The following is a 22,856-nucleotide window of genomic DNA, read 5'->3' on the forward strand; positions in this document are numbered from 1 at the left end:
ACGTTATCCGCAGAACAGGAATGGGTTTGGCATCGTTATGGCGTTATCTTCTTGGAGGCCTCGGCCTGGCTGCCTTGCTCGCCGGCGTGCTGGCAATCGTCTATCTGACGGCGCCGCGTGCGCCGCAACCAAGCTCGGATGTCGGCCGTTCCAAGACGACGGCGAACAAGCTGTTCGCGGCGACTTTCGAGCCCGAGAAAGGCGTCATCCGGCAGGGCGAACTGGAATCCTGGCTGCTCACGCTCAAAACCGTCGAGGGTGCGCCGGTGGAAGGTGCTGCGATAACGATTTCCGGCGGCATGCCGCAGCACAAGCACGGTCTGCCGACCAGCCCGCAGGCGACCGATTACCTCGGCGCGGGGCGCTATCGCATCGACGGGGTCAAATTCACGATGAGCGGGTGGTGGCAATTGCATTTTGCCATTTCCGCTGCGGCCGGTTCGGACACTGTCGTCTTCAATGTGGTGCTGTGAGCCATAGATGAGCCGGTTTCCCAGTCTTCTCGCGTTGGTGGTGGTGGCCGTGCTTGCCGGCTGCGGCAGACCGGAGTTTTCCGATGCCGAAAAGCAGACCATCGCCTCACTGGCCCTGTCCAAGCTGCCGCCGCTGAAGCCCGATACCACCAATCGCTTCGCCGATGTGCCGGCCGCCGCGGCACTCGGCTCGACGCTGTTTTTCGACACCGGGATGAGCGGCGACGGCACGGTATCGTGCTCGACCTGCCACAAGATCGACCGGCAGTTCCAGGACGACCTGCCGCAAGCGGTCGGCGTCGGCCGCACCAACCGTCGTACCATGCCGTTGGCCGGCGTCGCGCATGATCCCTGGTTCTTCTGGGACGGGCGGCGCGACAGCCTGTGGGCGCAAGCGCTGACACCGCTCGAAAATCCGCTGGAGCAGGCCGGCAACCGCGCCGCCTTCGCACATTACATCAAGGCCCGCTTCGGCGAGCGCTACGAGCGCATCTTCGGGCCGCTGCCTGACCTTTCGGGCGTGCCGGCCAATGCCGGCCCGTTCGGCACCGATGCCGAGAAGGCGGCCTGGAACGCCATGCCCGCCAGCCAAGCCGAGGAGGTCAACCGCGTCTTTGCCAATATCGGCAAGGCGATCGCCGCCTTCGAGCGCTCGATCGCGCCGCCGCAGACACGCTTCGACCGCTTTGCCCTCGACCTGGCTGCGGGCGCCGAGCCGAAAGGCGACGCCGCCTTTTCGTCGGAGGAAATCCTCGGCCTGAAATTGTTCATCGGCAAGGCCAATTGCGTGACCTGCCACAACGGCCCGCGTTTTACCGACGGCAGCTTCCACAATACCGGCGTGCCGCCGGTCGCGGGCCTGCCGCCGGATCGCGGCCGCGTCGAGGCGGTGGCGCAGGTCGAGGCCGATCCGTTCAACTGTTTCGGCGCCTTTCGCGACGGCGATGCCAGCGCCTGCCGCGAGTTGCGCTTCATGGTCAAGACCGGGCCGGAACTCGTCCGCGCCTACAAGACGCCGTCGCTGCGCGGTGCCGCCACCCGTCCGCCCTACATGCATGCCGGGCAGTTTTCCTCGCTCGACGAGGTGGTGGCGCATTATTCCAAGGCGCCGGCAAGTGTCGAGGGTGTGTCAGAGGTCCACCCGCTGCAGCTTTCGGACCACGAGCGCGCGGCGCTGGTGGCGTTTTTGAAGACACTGGCGGAGTGACGTTGGGTTTGCCGGGACGTGAAGATAGATTTCGACTTTCCCGACTTGAAGCAAATTAAAAAGGTGGCAATCACAAAGCCTCGAGATTAGCTGAGACATCTCTCCACTTCGTCATCCCAGGGTCTGCGCCGCGTCGCTTCGCTCCTTGCTCCGCCCTGGGATGACGAAGGGATGGTGGGGATAGGCTAGTCGCCAGCGTTGGATCGGCCGCTGATATCGGTCTGTATGCAGAGATACTCACCGATCCTTCACCGTCTCCATCGCGACAAACGTCGAGGTCTGGGCTACGTGCGGCAGGGCGGAGATGCGCTCGCCAAGCACGCGGCGGTAGGCGGCGATGTCGGTGGTGCGGACCTTCAGCAGATAGTCGAAGCTCGATGCCATCATGTGGCACTGCTCGATCTCCGGCACCGCCTGCACGGCGCGGTTGAAGGCGTCGAGCGCGGCCGAGCGGGTGTCGGACAGTTTCACCTGGACGAAGGCGACATGGCCTTCGCCCATGCGCTCACGGTCGATGATCGCCTGGTAGCCCCTGATGAAGCCGTCCTTCTCCAGCCGTTTGACTCGTGCCTGCACCGGCGTCTTCGACAGGCCGACTTTAGCCGCCAGGTCCGACATGGAAAGCCGGCCATTGCTGCCCAGAGCCGACAGGATGTTCCTGTCGATCCGGTCCAATTGGTCTTCTGTCACTGGATTCCTGGTCGAATTGGAGGTGATCAGTCCTAATGATAGATCGATCGATCTGTTCTGTCGACTTCTTTGGACCGACTGCAATCCCTACTTATGTTAGCTTGCGCCGTTCGGTCCGGTGACCGCCGGCCCGCTCCCTTATGCTCGCTCTACAGGACCGCCATGCCAGCGCTCGACACCATCCGCCAGCAGATCCGTGCTAATTATTTGCCCGACGAAGACCAGGCGGTGAAGCGGCTGGCCGAGGCGGCCGGGCTGTCCGCGCAAGACCGCAAGGCGATTTCGGCCCGTGCCGCCGATCTAGTGCGGGCGGTGCGCGGCTCGTCCGATCCGCGGCTGATGGAGGTCTTCCTGTCCGCCTATGGCCTCTCGACCAAGGAGGGCGTGGCGCTGATGTGCCTGGCCGAGGCGCTGCTGCGCGTGCCCGACACCGAGACGATGGACGACCTCATCGCCGACAAGATCGCGCCGCACGACTGGTCGGCGCATTCGGGCGGCTCGAGCTCGATCTTCATCAATGCATCGACCTGGGCGCTGATGCTGACCGGCCGCGTGCTCGACGAAGGCGAGGGCGGCATCGAAGGCACGCTGCGCGCCATGGTGCGCCGGCTCGGCGAGCCGGTCATCCGCAAGGCGGTCGCGGCGGCCATGCGCGAGATGGGCGAGCAGTTCGTGCTTGGCCGCACGATCGCCGAGGCGGTCAAGCGCGGCCGGCCGATGACGCAGAAGGGCTATCTCTATTCTTTCGACATGCTGGGCGAGGCGGCCCGCACCGAGGCCGATGCGCTGCGCTACCTCAAGGCATATGCCGATGCGATCTCTTCGCTCGATGCCGGCGCCAACGGCCCCGACATCCGCCAGAACCACGGCATTTCGGTAAAACTGTCGGCGCTGCATCCGCGCTATGAAGTGACGCAGAAGGAAAAGATGCTGCCCGTCATGGCCGAGCGGCTTTGGTCGCTGGCGCTGGCGGCGCGCCATTCGCGCATGGGCCTCAACATCGACGCCGAGGAGGCCGACCGGCTCGACCTGTCGCTCGACGTCATCGAACGGGTACTGGCCGAGCCGGAGCTTGCCGGCTGGAACGGCTTTGGCGTCGTCGTCCAGGCCTACGGTCCGCGCGCGGCCTTCACCGTCGACTGGCTCTATGCGCTGGCGAAGAAATACGATCGCACCATCATGGTGCGGCTGGTCAAGGGCGCCTATTGGGACACCGAGATCAAGCGGGCTCAGACGCTCGGGCTCGACGGCTATCCGGTTTTTACCCGCAAAGCCAACACCGACGTCTCCTACCTGGCCTGCGCGAAGAAGCTTTTGTCGATGACCGACCGCATCTATCCGCAATTCGCCACCCACAACGCCCACACCGTCGCCGCCATCCTGTCGATGACGACGGAGCGCGATACATTCGAGTTCCAGCGGCTGCACGGCATGGGCGAAGCACTGCACGAGACGGTGCGCAAGGCCGAAGGCACGCGCTGCCGCATCTATGCGCCAGTCGGCGCTCATTCCGACCTGCTCGCCTATCTGGTCCGCCGGCTGCTCGAGAACGGCGCCAATTCCTCCTTTGTCCACCAGCTCACCGACGAGGAAGTCGAGCCGGAGGATATTGCTCGCGACCCGCTCGACACGGTGGAGAAACAAGGCCCCGCGGCCAATCCGGCGATCGTGCCGCCGTCGGCGATCTTTGGCCCCGGCCGGCGCAATTCCAAGGGCTTCGATATCACCGACACGCCGACGCTGGCGGCGATCGACAAGGCCAGGGCCGAGTTCGCCGGGCCGGACCGCTGGCACGCCAAGCCGGTCAGCCGCGCCGCCGGCTACGGCAAGCAGCGTCCGGTGGTCAATCCTGCGAAACCTTCGGAAGTGGTCGGCACGGTCAGCGAGGCCGGCGCCAAGCAGGTCGAGACCGCCGTGCGCATCGCCGTCGAGGCACAACCGGCATGGGCAAGACGCCCGGTCGCCGAGCGCGCTGCCATCCTCAACCGGGCGGCCGATCTCTACGAGGCGAACGCCGTCGAGTTCTTTGCGCTCGCCGCCCGCGAAGCCGGCAAGTCGCTCGCCGACGGCGTTGCCGAGGTGCGCGAGGCGGTCGATTTCCTGCGCTACTATGCGGCCGAGGCCGCCAATGCCGAGGCGGGCACCGAGGCGCGCGGCGCCATCGCCTGCATCTCGCCGTGGAATTTTCCGCTCGCCATCTTCACCGGCCAGATTGCAGCGGCACTCGTCACCGGCAATTCGGTGATCGCCAAGCCAGCCGAACAGACGCCGCTGATCGCCTTCCGCGCTGTCCAGCTGCTGCGCGAGGCCGGCGTGCCGGAAGACATCATCCAGCTTCTGCCCGGCGACGGCCCCACGGTCGGCGGCCCGCTGACCGCCGATCCGCGCATTGCCGGCGTCTGCTTCACCGGCTCGACCGAGGTCGCCAAGCTAATCGAAAAGCAGCTCGCCGACACCGCCGCGCCTGACGCCATGCTGATTGCCGAGACCGGCGGCCTCAACGCCATGATCGTCGATTCCACCGCACTTCCCGAACAGGCGGTGCGCGACATCCTCGCCTCCGCTTTCCAGAGCGCCGGCCAGCGCTGCTCGGCATTGCGCATTCTCTACGTGCAGAAGGACGTCGAGAAGAAGATGCTTGAGATGCTGAAAGGCGCGATGGAAGCGCTCAGCCTCGGCGACCCGTGGCGGATATCGACCGATGTCGGCCCGGTCATCGATGACGAGGCGCAAGCGTCGATCCGTGACTATTGCACCAAAATGGGCCTGCAGGGCCGGCTGATCGCCAAGCTCGAAGCGCCGAAGGACGGCCGCTTCGTTGCGCCGCACGTCTTTCGGGTCAAGGGCATCGAGGAGTTGGAGCGCGAGGTGTTCGGGCCGGTGCTGCATGTCGCCACCTTCGATGCCGACGAGATCGATGCGGTGATCGCTGCGATCAACCGCAAAGGCTATGGCCTGACCTTTGGCCTGCACACCCGCATCGAAGGCCGCGCCCAGCATTTCGTCGATGGCATCCATGCCGGCAACATCTACGTCAACCGCAACCAGATCGGCGCCGTCGTCGGCGCGCAGCCGTTCGGCGGCGAGGGCCTTTCCGGCACCGGGCCGAAGGCCGGTGGCCCACATTATCTCCGGCGCTTCCGCAAGGGGCCGGAAGCCGGCACCCATCTTGCCGAAGGCCGCAAGGTGACGGCGACCGAGCTCGCCGACAATCTGCCGGACCCGGCCTTTGGCGGCTGGTCGACGCGGCCGGATCGCGTCGCCATCCTGAGGAAACATCTGCGCGGCAAGGGTGCCGCGGCTATCGGCACTGCCGCCGGCATCGATTTCGGCCAGGTCGACCTGCCCGGGCCGACCGGCGAGGCCAACACGCTGTCGCTGTCGCCGCGCGGGCGCGTGCTGTGCCTCGGTCCCGACGCGGATACGCTGCTTGCGCAGACGATCCAGGCGCTGGCCGCCGGCAATGCCGTGCTCGCCGTCGCACCCGGCGCGCCGGCGGCACTTTCATCATTGACCGGCAAGGGCCTGCCGCTGGCGGCGATCGACGGCCGGCCGGACCCGGTCGAAGCGCGCTCGCTGCGGGTCGATGTCGTGGCCTTTTCCGGCACGCCCGAGGCCGCGCGCATCGTGCGCAAGGTCATCGCCGAGCGCGCCGGCCCGATCGTGCCGCTGATCAGCGAAGTCTATTATCCGGCCGCCTACGCCCACGAGCGCGCAGTCTGCGTCGACACCACGGCGGCGGGCGGCAATGCCAGCCTGCTGGCCGCGGCCTGAGGGTTTCGCCAGGGCTCGCGTGTCGCGGGCAGGGCAAATCGCTTGGGGTTGCGCTGTCCCTCACCCTTACCCTCTCGCTGTGAAGAACGGGGAGAGGGGTCGCCAGCGTTGCGTCCACGCCCCTTCTCCCCGGGGCGGCGCCGACTTTGATGCCTGATGAGAGCGATAGCTATCTGATACCGAGCGGCACTTCGAACTGCCAGGCCGAGCGACCGGCTCCGTCTGGAATAGGGGGAAAGGGAGAAGCCCGGCGGACTGCGTCGAGTGCGGCCTTGTCCAGCGCGGCAACACCCGAACTGCCCGTCAGCCTGGCCGACCGGACGCTGCCGTTCGAGCCGACGGTAAAGGCAACCGTAGCTGTGCCGGTGGCGCGCGTGCGTGTCGAATTGAAGGCCCGCACCAGTTTTGACCTGATCTTGCCGGGATAGTTCGTGACGGCTGCATTGCCGATGCCTGATTTGCCGCCCCTGCTGGCGGTCAGGATCTTGCCGTCCTTCCTGGCGTCGGCCATGCCGCGCGCGACATCCGTTTCGTCACGGCCGCCGGAGCCGGCTTTTTTCTTCTTGGTGTCGGCTTTGGCCGCAGCCTTGCCCGCCTTCTTGCGCAGGGCCGGCTTTTCAGGCTCGTTTGGTTCGACCTTCCTGGCCGGCTTGCTCTTTGCGGTTGCCTTCTTCGGCTGCCTGGGCTCAGGCTTGTTCGGCCTCGGTTCTTCCGCCGCGACGACGGTCTCGGCCGTCTCAACCGTTTCGGCCGGCGCCGGGTCGGCTGGTGCCGGTGCGCTTGTCTCGGCAGGCTCGGCCGTTTCGGCCGCGCTGACTGGCGGCGGCACGGCATTGTCGTCGGCAGGCACCAGCCTGTCGGTCGCAAGAACGTCGGGCGATGGGTCCTGGCGCGCCGGCTGGACAGGTTGCGCAGGCTCAGTCCGGTCGGCAACGGCAGCGGTTTCCATGGCGGCCTCGTTGACCGGCTCAACCACTTCTTTGTCCGATGTCTCCGCCGCATCGGTGACCGGCTGGAGCGTCTCCTCTGCCGCGGCCGCCTGCGCCTCGACCGTTTCGACCGGCTTGGCGTCGAGCATGGTCACCATCGTCACGTTGGCCACTTCCGGATCGTCTCCGACATCGCCGGCCGCCTGCTGCGGGTCGGCGCCGAGCAGCATTTCGCCTTGCTGGTCGGCACCTTCGATGCTTGGCCGGTCGTCCGGCAGCGTGAGGAAGGCCAGCGCCACCGCCACGTGGAATGCGCAAGAGCAGGCGATCGCCACCGTCCAGTTGCGGCGCCGCCGCGTCTGTCGTGCCTGCCGCAATGGCTCCATAGGTACCGCAGTCAAGTCGCCGTCGGCATCGGCGATGTAACTGTCTTCCGGCCTGTCGCGCGGCGAAACACGCAGCGCCCCGCGCGGGATGGCGAAATCCGGATCGTCCGGTTCCGGCGGCAGGAAACCGGCCAATGGCCACGCGACGGGGTTTCGTGCGAATGCGGGTTCCGGTCCCAAAATTCAGACCCCGAAGGCGATGCCGGTCCTGGTCTGCGTCTTCAGCCCGCGCATGCAGGCATTCGGCTCGGCGCCGGCGCATTCCGTGGCTCTGTTGATCAACACGCGGCTGACCTTGCCGCAATCCGTGCCGGCAAGATCGAAACGCGTCACCTTGGTCTTGCCTGCCGGCAGCTCCTTGAAATCGAGTACCGTCAGCCGGTCGACAACGCCGGCCCCGTTGAACAGCGCGATCTCGAACGCCGCCTTGGAAAGACCGGCGCCGAGATTGTTGGTGACCACGAAGGTAAGGCGGCAGCCCTTGTCGGAAGGCTGCGCGCCATTGAGCTCGAGGATCAGCGCCGGTGCTTGCTGCTGTGTCCATGCCGGAGCCGCCGCAAGCAATATTGCCAGCACCGCGGCGAACAGACGAAGGGATGCCGTCATGCCTGTCATTGTCGTCAGCCTCCAAACCTCATCGTCGCCGCCAGCTTCAGGGTGACGCCGGGCTCGTAGACGACGCTCGTCGTCGATGCGTTCAGCGGGTTGGCGTATTTGACGTCGAACAGATTGTCGGCGCGGAAATCGACCTTGAAATTGTCGGTCGCCTGGTAGCTGGCGAAGGCATTGACCAGTGTATAGTCCTTGGCCACCGGGTTGCCCTGCGGCTTGCCGTTGTACTGCACCTCGCCGCCGATGGTCAGCCTGTCCTCGAGGAAGCGAAAGCCGAGTTGCCCGGTGATCTGGGAGGAGGGGACGGTGACAAGGTCTGCCCGTTCGCCTTCATAGGAAATCGTGTGGCCATCGGTGAACGACGCCGAAAGCCCGGCAAAGCCCCAGGCGGCATCATAGACGCCCTCCATCTCGAAGCCGTGGATCCTGGCCTTGGCGAAATTCTGATACTGGAAGCAGATCGGTATGCCCGGACCGAACGGGCAGCCGCTGGTCGGGTCGAACGGCGAGAGCGTCACGCCGTCGATGTAATCGTCGACATTGTTGTTGAAATAGGCCGCCTTCAGCCGCAGCGCGTCGTCGGCCTCAATGACGCCGTTGGTACTGTAATTGACGCCGAATTCCACGGTCTTGCCGGTTTCAGGCTTGAGATCGGGATTGGGGAGGAACGGGAAGCTGACGCCGGCCGGATGATTGCCGCTGATCAGGGTCTCCGACAGCGACGGAGAACGGTAGCCTTCCGCATAGGTGCCGTAGAATTGCAGGCCGGAAAGGCTGGCGGTTTCGAAGGGCGAAATGCCCACTGTGATGCGTGGCGACAGCCGGTCGCCAGAGGTTTCGCCGACATCACTGTCGAGCTTATAGCTGTCGTAACGCAGCCCGGCGATGACCTCGAGCCAGTCCCAGGTGAGCTTGTCCTGAACGTAAGCGCCGGAGACGTTCCTGTTGCCCGAGGGCGTATAGAAGCTGTCGCCGCCCGCCGTGCCGCCTGTCTCGACATCGTCGCCAACCCAGTCGCCGCCATAGGTCAGCTCATGCGCGATTCCAACGGTCTCGAATCTCGACGTGTTCCAAATGTCGATGCCGGAGGTGCCGATGTCGAACGTCGATTTCGAACCCGCCGGCAAAACCACGGGCAGACCGGTGACCGGATCAAACCGGTTTTGCGCCACAAGGGTCGTCAGATCGAGCTTGGTCTTGTTGTAGGACGCGTTGATGTGGAGGTCGAGCCAGCTCTTGTCTTCGTCGGTGATGTTGTAGCGGGCCGTGAAGGTATTCGCCTTCAGGTCGGCGTCGTTCACCGGCGCGCTGCCGCTGGTCTCGGTCCATCCGTCGTTCGAGCCGATCCAGCCCAGCTTCAGCTCGCTGTTTTCGCTGGGGCGGATGGTCGTCTTGAGGAGGCCGCTCAAGACGTCGAAGCCGGTGCCCGCTACAGTGTCGCCGCCGCCATGCTTGTAGTCGTCATAGTCGCGGTAGACGATATTGCCGAGCACGTCCCAGTTCTCGTTGATCCGATAGGCGCCGGTGGCGCTGGTGGTCCAGCCTTTGCCGTTGGTTTCGTAGCGCCCAGTTGCGGATACCGCCCAGGTCTCGTCCGGCTTGAGGAAATCCTGCGCATCCTTGGTGTCGAAAAATACGACGCCGCCGATCGCCCCGGAGCCATAGGTGTTGGCGACCGGGCCGCGGATCACATCGACGGATTTGATCAATTCGGGATCGATGTAGAAGGTCGATTGCGTACCGTGATCCGAGCGCTGGAAATTCTGGCGGGCACCGTCGACGATGACGGAGACGCGGCCGAAATCCTGCAGGCCGCGGATGTTGATGCTGGAACTGACACGCCTTGCGTCGGCCTGGACGGCGACACCCGGCACACCGAACAGCATTTCGTTGGGCGTCGTCGCCATGCGGCGCTCGAGCTGTTCCTCGTCGACATGGCTGGCTGAAGCAAGCGACTCGATCGCCGTCTCGCCGGTACGGCTGAGGATCAGGATCTTGTCGAGCAGTGTGGTACCCGCCGGGGCCGGCTTTACCTTTTCGGGCTGTTGAGACGGGTCAGTCTGCTGCTGGTCGGCTGCCGGTTGGGCGGCCTGCTGGGCGCCGGCCGGTGTTGCGAGCAGCGGGATCGCCGCCGCGCCGGCCAGCAACGCGGCCATTTTGCTTGTCATAGAACAATGTGTCAGGCCGCTGCCCGCCAGCCGTCCCCAATTCGCCAACCCCATGCTGCAACTCCAAGAATCCATGTTCGATGCTGGCTGGCTTGGGGCTCGCTGGCATTTTTCATCGCGTCCGGCGTCTTAAATGTTGACTCATTTACTCCGGTATTGCACTGCTAGATAACATGATTATTCGAGTCAAGAATTGAATCGGCATTTCACGCAGGCGCCGAGCCAGATGCCCGGCACAGGAAAAGGGATCGAACCAATGAACACGCACAATCCCAGCGACTTTCGCTATCGCGTCCGCCGTTCCGACGAAAATTCCGTCCGTTTCGACCGGATCCAATCGGCCGTGAGAACGCTGTCCAGCAACACGCTGTTCCAGGGCGAGCACGAGATCGGCATCGAGCATCATGGTGCGCTGTACCGGCTGAAGATCACCCGGCAGGGCAAGCTCATCCTCAACAAGTAGGTGGTAGAAATGGACCAGCGCGTAAAACCCGCCCCACACGAGATCCGGCGGGCACGGGCAGACAATCCGAAAATGCGCGAGCGCGACCTCGCCGCCCAGCTCGGTATTTCGGAGGCCGAACTGGTCGCCGCGCATTGCGGCGACGGCGTCGTGCGCGTCGAGCCGCGTGTCAACGACCTTTTGACTGGCCTCGAAGCTGTCGGTGAGGTGATGGCGCTGACCCGCAACGAAAGCGCGGTGCACGAGAAGATCGGCGTCTACGACAAGGTCGTCACCGGCAATCACAATGCCATGGTGCTCGGTGAGAATATCGACCTGCGCATTTTCCCAAAAGTCTGGGCGCACGGCTTTGCCGTGGAAAAGCGCGATGGCGCCGACATCCGCCGCAGCCTGCAGTTCTTCGATACCGCAGGCGAGGCGGTACACAAGGTGCATCTCAGGCCAGCCTCCAACCTTTACGCCTATCAGAAACTGGTGGCCGGGCTGGAATCGCCGAACCAGGAGCCGACGGTGGCGATTTCAGCGGGCACGGCCGACGAGACCGAGACTGCGGACAACCCGGCGAGCATCGACGATCTGCGCGACCGCTGGAGCCATCTGACCGACGTGCATCAGTTCTTCGGCATGCTGAAGACACTGAAGATCAGCCGCCGACAGGCGGTGCGCATGGTCGGCCAGGACTACGCCTGGCTGGTCGACAAGGATGCGGTGAACGCCATGCTCAACCACGCCGCTGCTGGCGCCATGCCGATCATGTGCTTTGTCGGCAATCGCGGCTGCATCCAGATCCATTCCGGCCCCGTCGCCTCGATCAAGCCGATGGGACCATGGCTCAACGTGCTCGACGAGACCTTCCATCTGCACCTGCGGACCGACCACATCGATGAGGTCTGGGCCGTGCGCAAGCCGACCAAGGACGGCTATGTCACGTCGCTCGAAGTCTATGGCGCCGACGGCAAGATGATCATCCAGTTCTTCGGTAAGCGGCATGAAGGCGAAAGCGAGCGCGAAGACTGGCGCTTTCTGGCCGAAAACCTGCCGCGTATCCCAAGCCCGACCGCAGCTTGAGGAAAACGACGATGGTTCTTTTCTCCAGGCTGGCATCGGTCTCCAGGTCGGCGCTTGGTCCTGTGGCCGCTGTTTTCCTGGCCTTCGCCGCGCTGATGACGGCTCAAGCCGCCGAGGGCATCGCGACTTTCGCCGATCGCTCGAGGATCGTGGCTATTGGCGGCTCGATCACCGAGATCGTCTACGCGCTCGGTGAACAGGATCGTCTTGTCGCGCGCGATTCGACCAGCCGCTATCCGCAAGCGGCGGCGGAACTGCCTGATGTCGGCTACATGCGCCAGCTGTCGCCGGAGGGTGTGCTGTCGGTCAATCCGTCGGGCATATTGGCCCTGCACGGCAGCGGACCGAAGGAAGCCGTCGACGTCTTGAAGAAATCAAGCATCCCGTTCATCGAGGTGACCGAGCGCTATGATAATCAAGGCATTCTCGAAAAGATCCACATCGTCGGCAAGGCGCTCGGCACCGAGGCCAAGGCCGATGCGCTGGCGGTCCAGATCGATGCCAGGCTGAAGGCAGCCGAAAAGCAGACCGCCTCGATCAAGGATCGCAAGCGCATCCTGTTCGTGCTGTCGATGCAGGGCGGCAAGCTGCTTGCCGCCGGCAGCGACACCGCCGCCGACGGCATCATCAAGCTTTCGGGCGGCATCAACGCCGTCGACGGCATTGCCGGCTACAAGCAATTGTCGGACGAGGCAGTCATCACCGCCAGGCCCGAAGTGATCCTGATGATGAACAATGCCGGACCGGCCACCGCGGATGACGAATTGTTTTCGAACCCTGCCGTGGCTTCGACGCCGGCGGGTGCCGCCCGCAAGCTGATCCGCATGGACGGCGGCTATCTGCTCGGCTTCGGCCCGCGCACGGCCGACGCCATCCACGACCTCGCCGTCTCGCTCTATGGCGGCCAGGTCACGGATTGAGCGCGATGGCCGATCATTCGATCGCCGGTGCGGCGGGCATCATGGCGACGGCAGCCGAGGGTGACCGTTCGCGGCGCGCCCGCCTCGTCGTCGTGCTGCTCTGCGTCGGGCTGGCTATCGCCGTGCTGTTGTCGCTGACCTCCGGCGCATCCGATGCCTCGGCCATCGGCGTCATGCATGACTGGCTGTTCGGCGCGTTGCCCGGCGACGCGGCGTTGAGCGCCCGCGACCACCTGATCATCCATGACATCCGTCTGCCGCGCATCATTATGGGCGTGCTGATCGGCGCATCGCTTGCCGTCTCCGGTGCCGTCATGCAGGGGCTGTTCCGCAATCCGCTGGCCGACCCCGGCCTGATCGGCGTTTCGGCCGGATCGAGCCTCGGTGCGGTCGCCGTCATCGTGCTTGGCTCGACCATGCTGGCGCCGCTGACTTCGGCGCTCGGCACGATGGCTTTGCCGCTGGCTGCGTTCTGCGGCGGGCTGGCGACGACATTGCTGCTCTATAAGGTCGCGACACGGCAAGGCCGGACCTCGGTCGCCACCATGCTGCTCGCCGGCATCGCGCTGGCGGCGCTTGCCATGGCGCTGACCGGCATCCTGATCTTCATGGCCGACGACCGGCAATTGCGCGACCTGACCTTTTGGCAGCTCGGCTCGCTGGGCGGCGCAACCTGGCAGAAGATCGGCTCGGTCGGGCCGGTCATCGTGCTGGCGCTGGCGGCAATGCCGTTCCTGGCGCGCGGCCTCAACGCGCTGGCGCTCGGCGAGGCCACGGCCGGCCATCTCGGCATTCCGGTGCAGCGGCTGAAATACACCGCGATTGTCGGCGTCTCGGCAGCGGTCGGCGCATCGGTCGCCGTCAGCGGCGGCATCGGTTTCGTCGGCATCGTCGTGCCGCATCTGCTGCGTCTGCTGATCGGCCCCGATAACCGTTATTTGCTGCCGGCATCGGCGCTGCTTGGTGCGGCGCTGCTGCTGTTGGCCGACGCCGTCGCCCGCACCATCGTCGCCCCAGCCGAATTGCCGATCGGCATCGTCACCGCGGTCGCCGGCGCACCGTTCTTCCTGTGGATCCTGCTGCGCAAGCGCGGCGTCATCGACCTGTGAAAGTTTGCCTATGATCGAAGCGCGGGATGTCTCGGTGGCGATCGGCGGCAAGGGCATTGTCGCCAATGTCGATTTCGAGGCGCGGCCCGGCGAAATCGCGGCCATCGTCGGCCCCAACGGTTCGGGCAAGACGACCTTCCTCCGAGCACTGTCCGGCGATCTTGGCTATTCGGGAGAGGTCACCGTCAACGGCCGCAATCTATCGGCGATGAAGCCGGTCGAGGCGGCGACGGTGCGCGCGGTGCTGCCGCAGGCGACGACGCTGTCGTTTCCGTTCACCGTGCGCGAGATCGTCAGGCTGGGCCTGGTCGGCGGGCGCTCCGGCGCGCTGTCCGGCGAGGACCAGCGCCTGCCCGAACGGGCGCTGGCTCGCGTCGACCTCGACGGTTTTGCCGGCCGCTTCTACCAGGAGCTGTCCGGCGGCGAGCAGCAGCGCGTGCAGCTTGCCCGCGTTCTGTGCCAGGTGTGGGAGCCGGTGCTCGACGGCAAGCCGCGCTATTTGTTCCTCGATGAGCCGGTGTCCAGCCTCGACATCAAACACCAGCTGATCATCATGGACATCGCGTGCGATTTCGCCAGACGCGGCGGCGGCGTGGTCGCTATCCTGCACGACCTCAATTTGACGGCGATGTATGCCGACCGGATTTTCGTCATGCATCGCGGCAGGCTCGCCGCTACAGGTTCGCCGCAACAGGTGCTCAGCGACGAGCTGATCGAAAAGGTCTTCGATTGCCGGCTGAAGGTCGGTGTGTTGCCGGCCGCAAACATGCCGTTCGTATTGCCGCAGTCGGTCTGTTGATATCCAGGTGATGCCGGCCCGCAAATGGCGATTTCCTGCGCTTCCGGTACTCACGTACCCAAACGTACGCTCCGTTCCGGTTCTCGGAACCCACCATTTTCGGCTCGGCCTGACCTGAATCTCAACAGACCTCACCAACTGAGATGCGACCAGAAATCAGGCGGCCGGCGCCCTTTGCACCAGCATGTCGATGCCGAGCAGGTGCCGCACATTCGGGCGCGCCGCCACCAGATCGGCGATCGTGTAGCGCGACAGCACGGCGAAGAAGGCGTTGAGCGCTTCGCGCAATGCCGAATTCAGCGCGCAGCTATCGACCAGCGGACATTCGGCGGCGTCGTTCTCGAAGCACTCGGCCATGGCAAAGCTTTCCTCCGTTACCCGCACGACATCGAACAGGCTGATTGATTCGGCCGCGCGGCCGAGCCTGACGCCGCCATTCCTGCCGCGCACCGTTTCGATCAGGCCGTTTTCGACCAGCGGCTGCAGGATCTTGAACAGGAAAAGTTCCGATACCGAATAGGCGGCGGCGATCTCGGGGATGCGGCTCAACCGCTCGGTGTTGGCGGCGCAATACATCAGAATGCGCATGGCGTAGTTGGTCTGACGGGTAAGCCGCATTGTGTCCTCACATAACAGTGGTTGGCGTCAATATGGCCTATAGTTTGGAACAATTCCAGACTGGCGCTGCATAATAGATGAATTCCGGCGTCAAGTTTGCGTGCACGATTGCGCGCACCGGAACCAGCGGCGCGCTTTCTGGGGCAGGCGACACTAGATAAGTTCGCATACACGATCAGGAGCGGCCCATCATGTCACGACCAGCCCCGGCATTTGCATCCGTCGCGTCCGTCCGGTTCGACGCCGATGCCGACGCCAAGCTTTCGGCGCTCAGGCGCACCAAGTTCGTTGCCGCCGCAGCGCTTGCGTTTTGCGTGCTGGTCTTTGCGGTGGCGAAATCGCTCGAGAGCCGGCATGCGTGGTTGGGCTTCGTCGCCGCTTTCGCCGAGGCGGCGACGATCGGCGGCCTGGCGGACTGGTATGCGGTGGTGGCGCTGTTTCGGCGGCCGCTTGGCCTGCCGATCCCGCATACGGCCATCATCCCGGAAAACCAGAATCGCATCGCCGACAATCTCGGCCGCTTCATCGAGGTGAATTTCCTGGCGCCGGAACCGGTGCGCGAAAAGCTCGCCGAGGTCGACTTTTCCGCGCTGGTCGCGGACTGGCTGGCCGACCCGAACCGCGCCGCCGATTTGTCGCGCTTCGTCGGCCGGCTGGTGCCGCAGACGCTGGCGGCGGTCGAGCAATCCGGACTGCGCGGCTTCGTCACCAGCCGTATGCTGGAGCAGATCGAAAAGGTGCCGCTGGCGCCGCTCGCCGCCGAGCTGCTGTCGGCGCTGACTGACGATCGCCGCCACCAGAAATTATTCGACGAGTTCACCAAGGTGGTCGGCCGCTTCCTGAGCGACGAGCAGGCGCTGGCGACGATGCGCGAGAAGATCCGCGAGGAACTGCCGTCGCTGTTCAACCTGTTTCGCGCCGACGCCTATCTGTTGAAGAAGATCATTGCGTCGGCCGGCTCGCTGCTCGATGAGGTGCGGGCCGATCCGCACCATCCGATGCGAGCCGAATTCGACCTTTTCGTCGAAACCTTCGTCGAGCGGTTGAGGACATCCAAACAATATGCCAGGCGCGCTGAAAAGCTGAAGCGCGATTTCCTTGCCCGGCCAGAGCTCAGCGCGCTGGCCGGCGATATGTGGGACAGCCTGCGGCTGTTCATCGAACAGGACGCCAAGGCGCCGAATTCGATGATCCGCGACCATCTCGCCACCATGTTCGTCGAGGTCGGCCGCCATCTTGCCGACGACGCGCAGATCAGGGCCGACATGAACCAGGGGTTCATCGTGGCGCTGGCGTCCTTCGTCGAAAGCCAGAAGAGCGGCGTGTCGAAGTTCATCGCCGACCAGGTCAAGCGCTGGGACCTCGCGCAACTGACAAGGCTTATCGAAATGAACATCGGCAAGGACCTGCAATATATCCGCTTCAACGGCATGATCATCGGTGGCCTTGCCGGGCTCGTGCTCTACACTGCCGAACGGCTGTTTCTTGTCGGCTGACTCGTCCGAATGGACCGCTGAGCTTCGCTGCACTATCTTCCGTGCAGTGGCGGCGTTCACGGCAACAAGGGGAGAGAACCAGCATGGCAAAACGACCGGAGTCCGAGTCCTTCATCGACATGTTCGGCAAGTTCGGCCGCGACCTGAAGCTGCCGAATGTCGACGTCGAGGCGATCCTCGCCCACCACGCCAAGAACCTGGAAGCGCTGGAGAAGTCGGCACGGGCGAGCGCCGCTGGAGCCTCGGCGCTGTTGTCAAGGCAACGCGAGATGCTGCAGGACACGCTGCGCGAAATCACCGACATGGCACAAAGCTACAGAGCGCCCGGCAATCCGCAGGAAATGATGCAGAAGCAGGCGGCGTTCGCCAGGAAATCCTTCGAGACCGCGCTGAAGAATGCCGGCGAGATGGCCGAACTGGCGAGGGCGTCCGGCACCGAATCGATCGAAATCCTGCGCAGCCGCATCAAGGAGGCGATGGAGGAGATCCGCGCCGGCCACGACAAGAGGTAGCTGTTCCCCGGCAGCACACTTGCCGGCGGCGAAGACTGGCGGTTCGCGGGCCGAAGATTATGCGCTGGAATCGCATTGGCGAATTGACAGGGGCGGCCCGTCGTGGTCCGGAACAGGCAAGCGATCGGGAAAGCAGGAATGACGCAGATACGGCCGAGGACGCCGCCGACCTTCGAGCAACTCAGGGCGATGGCCGGGCAGGAGTTGGGCGTTTCGGACTGGACGCTGGTCGATCAGCACCGCATCGACCAGTTTGCCGAATGCACGGGCGATCATCAATGGATCCATGTCGATCCCGAGCGGGCGAAGCGGCAAAGCCCGTTCCGCACCACGATCGCGCATGGCTATCTGACCCTGTCGATCATCGGCGCGCTGGCGCTCGAGATGGGGATCGTACCCGAAAACACGCAGGCCGCGTTCAACTACGGTTTCGACAAAGTGCGCTTCGTGGCGCCGGTCAGGGTCGGCTCGCGTATCAGGCTGCGCACCACGCTGTTGTCGATGGAAGACAAAGGTCCGGGGCAATATCTAATGAAGGCCGCCAATACGGTCGAGATCGAAGGCGAGCAGAGGCCGGCGCTGACCGCCGAGACGCTCGTCATGCTTTATGCACGCCGCAAGCGGGCAGGGGCCTGAGAGCACAGCCTCAGGCCAGCAGGGTTCCGGCAGCGCGAATCAACGCGACATCGCCTGTTCAAGCGCCCTGAAAATCCGGTCATCTCCGGACTGCGCGACGTTGAAGCGCATGAAACGGCTGGCCGACCGGGACAGGCTGAACGCATTGCCGGGCGCAAGCACGACGTTGGCCGACAAAGCGTGACGGGCGACGTCCGCGGCATCTATTCCCTCCGGCAGCCTGCACCATAAAAACATGCCGGCCGGCTGATCTATCCACGGCACGATGCTGATTGCCCTGAGCCGGGTGCCGGTTTCTTCCATGGCGCGCGAGAGCCGCGCGCGCAGCAGATCGACGTGCTTGCGATAGAGGCCGTCCTTCAGCAGCGTCAGCACCAGTTCGGATGCAAGTCGCCCGCTGCCAAAGGACGTGGCGATCTTGAGATCGGTCAATCCTTCCATCCAGTCGCGAGGAGCGGCGATGAAGCCGCAGCGCACCGATGCCGACAGCGTCTTGGAAAAGCTTCCGATATGGATGACCCTGCTGAGGCCGTCGAAGGCCGCCAGCCTGGGCGCGGACGTGTGTTCGAAATCGGCGAAGATATCGTCCTCGATGATCGTCAGCCCCGACTGGTCGGCGAGCTTCAGCACCCGATGGGCAACGACCGGGGACAATATCGCGCCGGTCGGATTATGGAGCGCCGAATTGGTGATGTAGAGGCGCGGCCGGTGCTCGTTCAGCGCCTGCGCGAACAGTTCGATGTCCGGCCCCGAGCGCGTGTAGGGGACGCTGATCACCTTGGCCCGATGGGCGCGCAACAGGGCATGGAAGTTGAAATAGCAGGGATCGTCGACCAACACCGTGTCACCCGGTTCGAGCAGGAACCGGCACAGCAGGTCGATCGCCTGAGTGCCCGATTCCGTCAGCATGATCTGGTCCGGGGAGGCTTCGATGCCGTGCTCGGCCATGCGCCGCGCCAGCAGATGGCGTAGCGCCGGCAAGCCGAGCGGCGTGCCGTAGTCGGTCAGCGCGGCGTCGTCGGCGCGGGCCGTCGTCCGCAGTGCCCGGCGCAATCCAGCCTCGGGCATCCATGTTGCCGGCAGCCAGCCGCAACCCGGTTTCAGGACGCCGTCGCCGGCTTCCAGCGATTGGCGCGAGACCCAGAGCGGGTCGACGGCACGGTCAAGCCTGGGGCCGATCTCGGCCAGCGACAACGGAGCCAACGGTCCGGCGGCATAGAAACCCGAGCCCGGCCGCGAGCGGATCATGCCTTCCGCCGCAAGACGCTCATAGGCTTCGACCACGGTGGATTTGGAAACCTGCATGGCCTTCGCAAACGCCCGGATCGAAGGCAGCCGCGTTCCCGGCGTCAGGCTGCGCGCGGCGATCCTGTGCCTGATCGTCACCATGACGCTTTCGACAAGCGTCCGGCTGCCTTCATCAGTTGTCGTCTGCTCATCCATCCGTACTGCTCGCCCTACCATGACGGTTTTGTCAAACTGTACCTGATTGTCTCTGGCGGAGCCAGACGCCCGGCCCGATAGAGGGCGAAATCAGCGGGGCATCGATGGACAAGGCGGCGAGTAGTTGGGCGGCGAGTAGTTGGGCGGCGAGTGGTTGGGCGGCGAGTGGCTGGGTCAACGGGTTCATAGGCGTGCTGATCTTCAGCGGTTCGCTTCCGGCGACGCGCGTGGCGGTGATGGATTTCGATCCGGTGTTCGTAACGGTCGCCCGTGCGGCTTCGGCGGGCATCCTCGGCCTGGCGCTGCTGCTCGTTTTTCGTCAGAAGCGCCCGGAGCGGCGAGATCTGTTCCCGCTGGCGATCGTGGCGCTTGGCGTCGTGGTCGGTTTTCCCCTGCTGACGGCGCTGGCGCTCAAGCACATCACGTCGGCTCACTCCATCATTTTCGTCGGCCTGTTGCCGTTGGCGACCGCGATCTTCGGTGTGGTTCGAGGCGGCGATCGCCCGAAGCCGGCGTTCTGGCTGTTCTCGTGCCTCGGCAGCGCCCTTGTCGCCGGTTTCGCAGTCACGCAAGGCCTGTCGGTCTCGCCGCTCGGCGACATCTTGATGCTGGCCGCCATCATCGTGTGCGGATTGGGCTATGCCGAAGGAGCGGCGCTGTCGCGCAAACTCGGCGGTTGGCAGGTGATTTCGTGGGCGCTGGTGCTGTCGCTGCCCCTCATGCTGGCGCTGACGTTCATCACCATGCCGCCGTCGCTCGAAAGTGCCGGCAGGGGCGCATGGATTGGTCTGGCCTATGTCTCGCTGTTCAGCATGCTGATCGGTTTCGTGTTCTGGTATCGCGGCCTGGCGCAAGGCGGCATCGCCGCGGTCGGGCAGTTGCAACTGCTGCAGCCCTTCTTCGGCCTGGGGCTGGCGGCAGCGCTGCTGCATGAGCAGGTCAGTCCCGCCATGATCGCCGTCACCGCCGCCGTCGTGCTTTGCGTCGTCGGTGCCAAGAGATATGCGAGATAGGTGCGCCGGCTGCCGGAGTTGCATGCGAACCGGGTGGAATCCTCAAGGATGCTTGGCAACGATATCAGTTCGCCCGGCAGTGGCGCGGGCTGAAAATACCGCAAGGATCAGCGCCATCAGCACCAGGCCCGTCGCCACCTGGAAGGTGACCTGCATCCCTCGTGCCGCTGCCGCAGGTGCCAACACTGCCAAGCCAGTGCCTTCCCCAGCCGATGCGAAGGCAAACACTGCGCCCATCACGGACGCACCGGTGATCAGGCCGAGATTGCGCGACAGATTGAGCAGGCCGGAGACGACGCCGCGCTGGTCGGATGCGACGCCCGTCATCACGGCCGAATTGTTGGAGGTCTGAAACAGGCTGTAGCCGGTGCAGACGATGATGATCGGCACGACATAGCCGGCAATACCGAATTCCGCCCGCGACAGAGCAAAGGTGCCAATAGCGAGATCGAACAGGCCGACGATCATGATCCGGTTCGCCCCGAAACGATCGACCAGGCGTCCGGCCGGCAGCGCCGCCAATGCGGTAACCAGAGGGCCGGTCGACAGAACCAGCCCGACCATGGCTGCGTCCAGCCCGAGCGCGCGCGACAGATAGAATGGTGCGACCACCAGCGTCGCCATCATCACCGTGGCGACGATCAGGTTCATGGCGAGGCTTGCGTTCAACGCCTGGTCGCGGAACCTCGCAGGTTGGATCAAAGGGTTCTGGACCCTTGTCTGCGCAATGACAAACAGCAGGCCAGCCACGGTTGCGGCAATCAGCAAGCCGACATTGAGAGAACCAAAACTGCCACGCCCAAGGGTCATGGCGAGCGCATAGGCGGCTAGCGTCAGCGCGAGCAAAGCCGTGCCGATCCCGTCGAAACCGCGCCGACCTGGCGTCTTTTTTCCGGCCGACAGGAAGCGCCAGGCAAGCGCAAAGGCCAGCACCCCCAACGGCAGATTGATGAGGAAGATCGCGCGCCAGCCGAGGCCGGCAATCAACAGTCCGCCAAGCGAGGGGCCAAGCGTGGTGCCGATCGCCGACATGGCGCCGAGCAGGCCCATGACGCTGCCGGTTTTATCCCGGGGAACCGCGTCGGCGACAAAGGCCAGCGTCAGAGCCATCATAATGGCCGCGCCGAGCCCCTGTGCCGCCCGTGCGGCGATCAGCAGCCAGAGCGTCGGCGCGAGCCCGCAAAGCACCGATGCGAAGGTGAACAGGGCAATGCCGCCGAGCAATAGCGGGCGGCGGCCGAATATATCGGCGAGCCGCCCGGCGCTTACGATCAAGGTGGTGATGGCGAGCAGATAGGCCAGGACGACCCATTGCACGAGCTGGAACGATGCGTCGAACGCCTGCATCAGCGATGGCAGCCCGACGCTGGCGATGCTGGTGGCGAGCGACGACAGCAGCGTTGAAAGCGACAGGCTTGCCAATGCCCATCGGGTCGAGCGTGCGCTCACCGGGGCAACTTCGTCCCAGGTCTTTTCAGCGGTCGATGCCAAGGTGAACTCCTTTGCCGGCAGCCCCCAATCGGAGCTGTCGGACGCTATTCCCTCGCATGATGTGGCGGAAGGCGCAGTATTTGCATCTTATTCGTGCATGAAACGCCACATCGCGGCCGAGCTGTGCTACGGTCCTTCCATGTCGTCGCCAGATCTCAATCTGCTTGTCGCCCTCAATGTGCTGCTGACCGAGGGCAGTGTGGCGCGTGCTGCCGCGCGGCTGCGCCTCAGTCCCTCGGCGATGAGCCGGACGTTGGCGCGGTTGCGCCAGGCGACAGGCGACCCATTGTTGGTCCGGGCCGGCCGTGGCCTGGTTGCGACGCCGCGCGCGCTCGAATTGCAGCAACAGGTAGGCCGCGTCGTTCAGGATGCGGAAGCGCTGCTGCGCCCGGCCAAGCTCCTCGACCTCTCTGCTCTCGACAAGGTCTTCACGCTGCGCGCCAACGAAAGTTTCGTCGAGGAGTTCGCACCGCGTCTTCTGACCCGTGTCGAAGCGGATGCGCCTGGTGTGCGGCTGCGTTTTGCGCCGAAATCCGACAAGAACGACATGTCGTTGCGTGACGCGGCGGTTGATCTCGAAATCGGGGTTGCCAGTGAAACGAGCCCTGAAATGCGCATTCAGGCGCTGTTTCGCGACCGCTTCATCGGTGCGGTGCGAACGGGTCACAGGCTGGGCGAGGGCCCAATGACGCCGGAACGCTATGCGGCCGGCCGCCACATTAGCGTTTCGCGGCGCGGCCGCGAAAGGGGCCCGATCGACGAGGCCTTGAAGCGGCTGGGACTCGAACGGACGATCGTGTGCATGGTTTCCAGCTTCTCGGCCACGCTCGCCATGGCGCGCGCCTCCGATCTGATCGCCAGCGTCCCCGAACGGCACACGCTGGGCGCGCGCACGGGCATGTACAGCTTCCCGTTGCCGGTCGATATCGAGGAGGTCACCATTTCGATGCTGTGGCATCCGCGACTCGATGCCGATCCGGCACAACGCTGGCTGCGAGCCTGCGTGCGGGAGGTCTGCGCGTCGTTTCGCTGATCCAGACTCAGGGCGT

General features: G+C 64.6%; 20 protein-coding genes. 13 read left to right on the forward strand and 7 right to left on the reverse strand.

Annotation, left to right across the window (positions count from 1 at the left end; translation table 11 throughout):
• The first annotated feature begins 26 nt into the window (after positions 1-26).
• Together NKI29_RS00510 and NKI29_RS00515 are read left to right on the forward strand one after the other, a co-directional pair.
• A complete protein-coding gene (locus tag NKI29_RS00510) occupies positions 27-473 on the forward strand; it encodes a FixH family protein (protein WP_352568996.1) in 447 nt (148 codons plus the stop codon).
• A 7-nt stretch (positions 474-480) separates the two neighbouring features.
• Positions 481-1,680 (forward strand): cytochrome-c peroxidase, encoded by a 1,200-nt coding sequence (locus NKI29_RS00515; RefSeq protein WP_352644741.1) that lies wholly within the window; start codon positions 481-483, stop codon positions 1,678-1,680.
• Positions 1,681-1,917: 237 nt separating this feature from the next.
• Here the strand turns inward: NKI29_RS00515 and NKI29_RS00520 are convergent, their stop codons facing one another.
• Entirely contained in the window at positions 1,918-2,370 is a 453-nt protein-coding gene (locus NKI29_RS00520; protein ID WP_352568904.1) for an Lrp/AsnC family transcriptional regulator, read from the reverse strand.
• A 162-nt stretch (positions 2,371-2,532) separates the two neighbouring features.
• Here NKI29_RS00520 and putA point away from each other — a divergent pair, with 162 nt between their 5' ends.
• Positions 2,533-6,144 (forward strand): bifunctional proline dehydrogenase/L-glutamate gamma-semialdehyde dehydrogenase PutA, encoded by a 3,612-nt coding sequence (gene putA, locus NKI29_RS00525; protein ID WP_352568903.1) that lies wholly within the window; start codon positions 2,533-2,535, stop codon positions 6,142-6,144.
• 169 nt (positions 6,145-6,313) lie between these two features.
• Here the strand turns inward: putA and NKI29_RS00530 are convergent, their stop codons facing one another.
• The 3 genes from NKI29_RS00530 to NKI29_RS00540 are packed head-to-tail and all read right to left on the reverse strand — an operon-like array spanning position 6,314 to position 10,293.
• Entirely contained in the window at positions 6,314-7,594 is a 1,281-nt protein-coding gene (locus tag NKI29_RS00530; RefSeq protein WP_352568902.1) for an energy transducer TonB family protein, read from the reverse strand.
• Positions 7,595-7,642: 48 nt separating this feature from the next.
• Positions 7,643-8,074, reverse strand: coding sequence for a hypothetical protein (locus NKI29_RS00535; RefSeq protein WP_352795325.1), 432 nt, complete (start codon positions 8,072-8,074; stop codon positions 7,643-7,645).
• A gap of 5 nt (positions 8,075-8,079) precedes the next feature.
• Positions 8,080-10,293 carry a TonB-dependent hemoglobin/transferrin/lactoferrin family receptor gene (locus NKI29_RS00540; protein WP_502894570.1) on the reverse strand — a complete coding sequence of 738 codons (2,214 nt, stop codon included), beginning with the start codon at positions 10,291-10,293 and terminating at the stop codon, positions 8,080-8,082.
• Positions 10,294-10,495: 202 nt separating this feature from the next.
• Here NKI29_RS00540 and hemP point away from each other — a divergent pair, with 202 nt between their 5' ends.
• From hemP to NKI29_RS00565, 5 genes are read left to right on the forward strand one after another with little or no spacing between them, the layout of a single operon-like run.
• A complete protein-coding gene (hemP, locus tag NKI29_RS00545; RefSeq protein ID WP_352587787.1) occupies positions 10,496-10,702 on the forward strand; it encodes a hemin uptake protein HemP in 207 nt (68 codons plus the stop codon).
• Positions 10,703-10,711: 9 nt separating this feature from the next.
• Positions 10,712-11,770 (forward strand): hemin-degrading factor, encoded by a 1,059-nt coding sequence (locus NKI29_RS00550; RefSeq protein ID WP_352754841.1) that lies wholly within the window; start codon positions 10,712-10,714, stop codon positions 11,768-11,770.
• An 11-nt stretch (positions 11,771-11,781) separates the two neighbouring features.
• On the forward strand, positions 11,782-12,690 hold the full coding sequence (locus NKI29_RS00555) for a heme/hemin ABC transporter substrate-binding protein (RefSeq protein ID WP_352795327.1): 909 nt from the start codon (positions 11,782-11,784) through the stop codon (positions 12,688-12,690).
• Between the two features lie 5 nt (positions 12,691-12,695).
• On the forward strand, positions 12,696-13,799 hold the full coding sequence (locus NKI29_RS00560; protein ID WP_352635557.1) for a FecCD family ABC transporter permease: 1,104 nt from the start codon (positions 12,696-12,698) through the stop codon (positions 13,797-13,799).
• A 10-nt stretch (positions 13,800-13,809) separates the two neighbouring features.
• On the forward strand, positions 13,810-14,598 hold the full coding sequence (locus tag NKI29_RS00565) for a heme ABC transporter ATP-binding protein (protein WP_352635555.1): 789 nt from the start codon (positions 13,810-13,812) through the stop codon (positions 14,596-14,598).
• Positions 14,599-14,754: 156 nt separating this feature from the next.
• Here the strand turns inward: NKI29_RS00565 and rirA are convergent, their stop codons facing one another.
• A complete protein-coding gene (gene rirA / locus NKI29_RS00570) occupies positions 14,755-15,216 on the reverse strand; it encodes an iron-responsive transcriptional regulator RirA (RefSeq protein ID WP_023676431.1) in 462 nt (153 codons plus the stop codon).
• Positions 15,217-15,407: 191 nt separating this feature from the next.
• Here rirA and NKI29_RS00575 point away from each other — a divergent pair, with 191 nt between their 5' ends.
• From NKI29_RS00575 to NKI29_RS00585, 3 genes are all read left to right on the forward strand, one after another.
• Complete coding sequence (locus NKI29_RS00575; RefSeq protein ID WP_352454554.1) at positions 15,408-16,712, forward strand: DUF445 domain-containing protein; 1,305 nt, start codon at positions 15,408-15,410, stop codon at positions 16,710-16,712.
• 83 nt (positions 16,713-16,795) lie between these two features.
• Positions 16,796-17,224 carry a phasin family protein gene (locus tag NKI29_RS00580; protein ID WP_023676429.1) on the forward strand — a complete coding sequence of 143 codons (429 nt, stop codon included), beginning with the start codon at positions 16,796-16,798 and terminating at the stop codon, positions 17,222-17,224.
• 138 nt (positions 17,225-17,362) lie between these two features.
• On the forward strand, positions 17,363-17,860 hold the full coding sequence (locus NKI29_RS00585) for a MaoC family dehydratase (protein WP_023676428.1): 498 nt from the start codon (positions 17,363-17,365) through the stop codon (positions 17,858-17,860).
• A gap of 39 nt (positions 17,861-17,899) precedes the next feature.
• Here NKI29_RS00585 and NKI29_RS00590 read toward each other — a convergent pair whose 3' ends face one another.
• Positions 17,900-19,303, reverse strand: coding sequence for an aminotransferase-like domain-containing protein (locus tag NKI29_RS00590; protein ID WP_352517638.1), 1,404 nt, complete (start codon positions 19,301-19,303; stop codon positions 17,900-17,902).
• Between the two features lie 104 nt (positions 19,304-19,407).
• On the opposite strand from NKI29_RS00590, the gene NKI29_RS00595 reads away from it, so the two are divergent.
• Positions 19,408-20,316, forward strand: coding sequence for a DMT family transporter (locus tag NKI29_RS00595; RefSeq protein WP_023676426.1), 909 nt, complete (start codon positions 19,408-19,410; stop codon positions 20,314-20,316).
• A 42-nt stretch (positions 20,317-20,358) separates the two neighbouring features.
• On the opposite strand, the gene NKI29_RS00600 is transcribed toward NKI29_RS00595, so the two are convergent.
• Positions 20,359-21,807 carry an MFS transporter gene (locus tag NKI29_RS00600; protein WP_023676425.1) on the reverse strand — a complete coding sequence of 483 codons (1,449 nt, stop codon included), beginning with the start codon at positions 21,805-21,807 and terminating at the stop codon, positions 20,359-20,361.
• A gap of 139 nt (positions 21,808-21,946) precedes the next feature.
• Between NKI29_RS00600 and NKI29_RS00605 the strand changes: the two genes are divergently transcribed.
• On the forward strand, positions 21,947-22,840 hold the full coding sequence (locus NKI29_RS00605) for a LysR family transcriptional regulator (RefSeq protein WP_352454663.1): 894 nt from the start codon (positions 21,947-21,949) through the stop codon (positions 22,838-22,840).
• The last annotated feature ends 16 nt before the right edge of the window (positions 22,841-22,856 follow it).

This window comes from Mesorhizobium sp. M0678 (assembly GCF_040320505.1).
In the GTDB taxonomy this organism is placed as follows: Bacteria; Pseudomonadota; Alphaproteobacteria; order Rhizobiales; family Rhizobiaceae; genus Mesorhizobium.

Excerpts from the sequence above, each read along its gene's own strand:
- hemP (WP_352587787.1), top strand. The coding sequence starts at position 10,496 with ATGAACACGCACAATCCCAGCGACTTTCGCTATCGCGTCCGCCGTTCC.
- NKI29_RS00560 (WP_352635557.1), top strand. The coding sequence starts at position 12,696 with ATGGCCGATCATTCGATCGCCGGTGCGGCGGGCATCATGGCGACGGCA.
- NKI29_RS00585 (WP_023676428.1), top strand. The coding sequence starts at position 17,363 with ATGACGCAGATACGGCCGAGGACGCCGCCGACCTTCGAGCAACTCAGG.
- NKI29_RS00565 (WP_352635555.1), top strand. The coding sequence starts at position 13,810 with ATGATCGAAGCGCGGGATGTCTCGGTGGCGATCGGCGGCAAGGGCATT.
- NKI29_RS00555 (WP_352795327.1), top strand. The coding sequence starts at position 11,782 with ATGGTTCTTTTCTCCAGGCTGGCATCGGTCTCCAGGTCGGCGCTTGGT.
- NKI29_RS00535 (WP_352795325.1), bottom strand. The coding sequence starts at position 8,074 with ATGACAGGCATGACGGCATCCCTTCGTCTGTTCGCCGCGGTGCTGGCA.
- NKI29_RS00540 (WP_502894570.1), bottom strand. The coding sequence starts at position 10,293 with ATGGGGTTGGCGAATTGGGGACGGCTGGCGGGCAGCGGCCTGACACAT.
- NKI29_RS00515 (WP_352644741.1), top strand. The coding sequence starts at position 481 with ATGAGCCGGTTTCCCAGTCTTCTCGCGTTGGTGGTGGTGGCCGTGCTT.
- NKI29_RS00590 (WP_352517638.1), bottom strand. The coding sequence starts at position 19,303 with ATGGATGAGCAGACGACAACTGATGAAGGCAGCCGGACGCTTGTCGAA.
- NKI29_RS00575 (WP_352454554.1), top strand. The coding sequence starts at position 15,408 with ATGTCACGACCAGCCCCGGCATTTGCATCCGTCGCGTCCGTCCGGTTC.
- NKI29_RS00595 (WP_023676426.1), top strand. The coding sequence starts at position 19,408 with ATGGACAAGGCGGCGAGTAGTTGGGCGGCGAGTAGTTGGGCGGCGAGT.
- putA (WP_352568903.1), top strand. The coding sequence starts at position 2,533 with ATGCCAGCGCTCGACACCATCCGCCAGCAGATCCGTGCTAATTATTTG.
- NKI29_RS00550 (WP_352754841.1), top strand. The coding sequence starts at position 10,712 with ATGGACCAGCGCGTAAAACCCGCCCCACACGAGATCCGGCGGGCACGG.
- NKI29_RS00605 (WP_352454663.1), top strand. The coding sequence starts at position 21,947 with ATGTCGTCGCCAGATCTCAATCTGCTTGTCGCCCTCAATGTGCTGCTG.
- NKI29_RS00580 (WP_023676429.1), top strand. The coding sequence starts at position 16,796 with ATGGCAAAACGACCGGAGTCCGAGTCCTTCATCGACATGTTCGGCAAG.
- rirA (WP_023676431.1), bottom strand. The coding sequence starts at position 15,216 with ATGCGGCTTACCCGTCAGACCAACTACGCCATGCGCATTCTGATGTAT.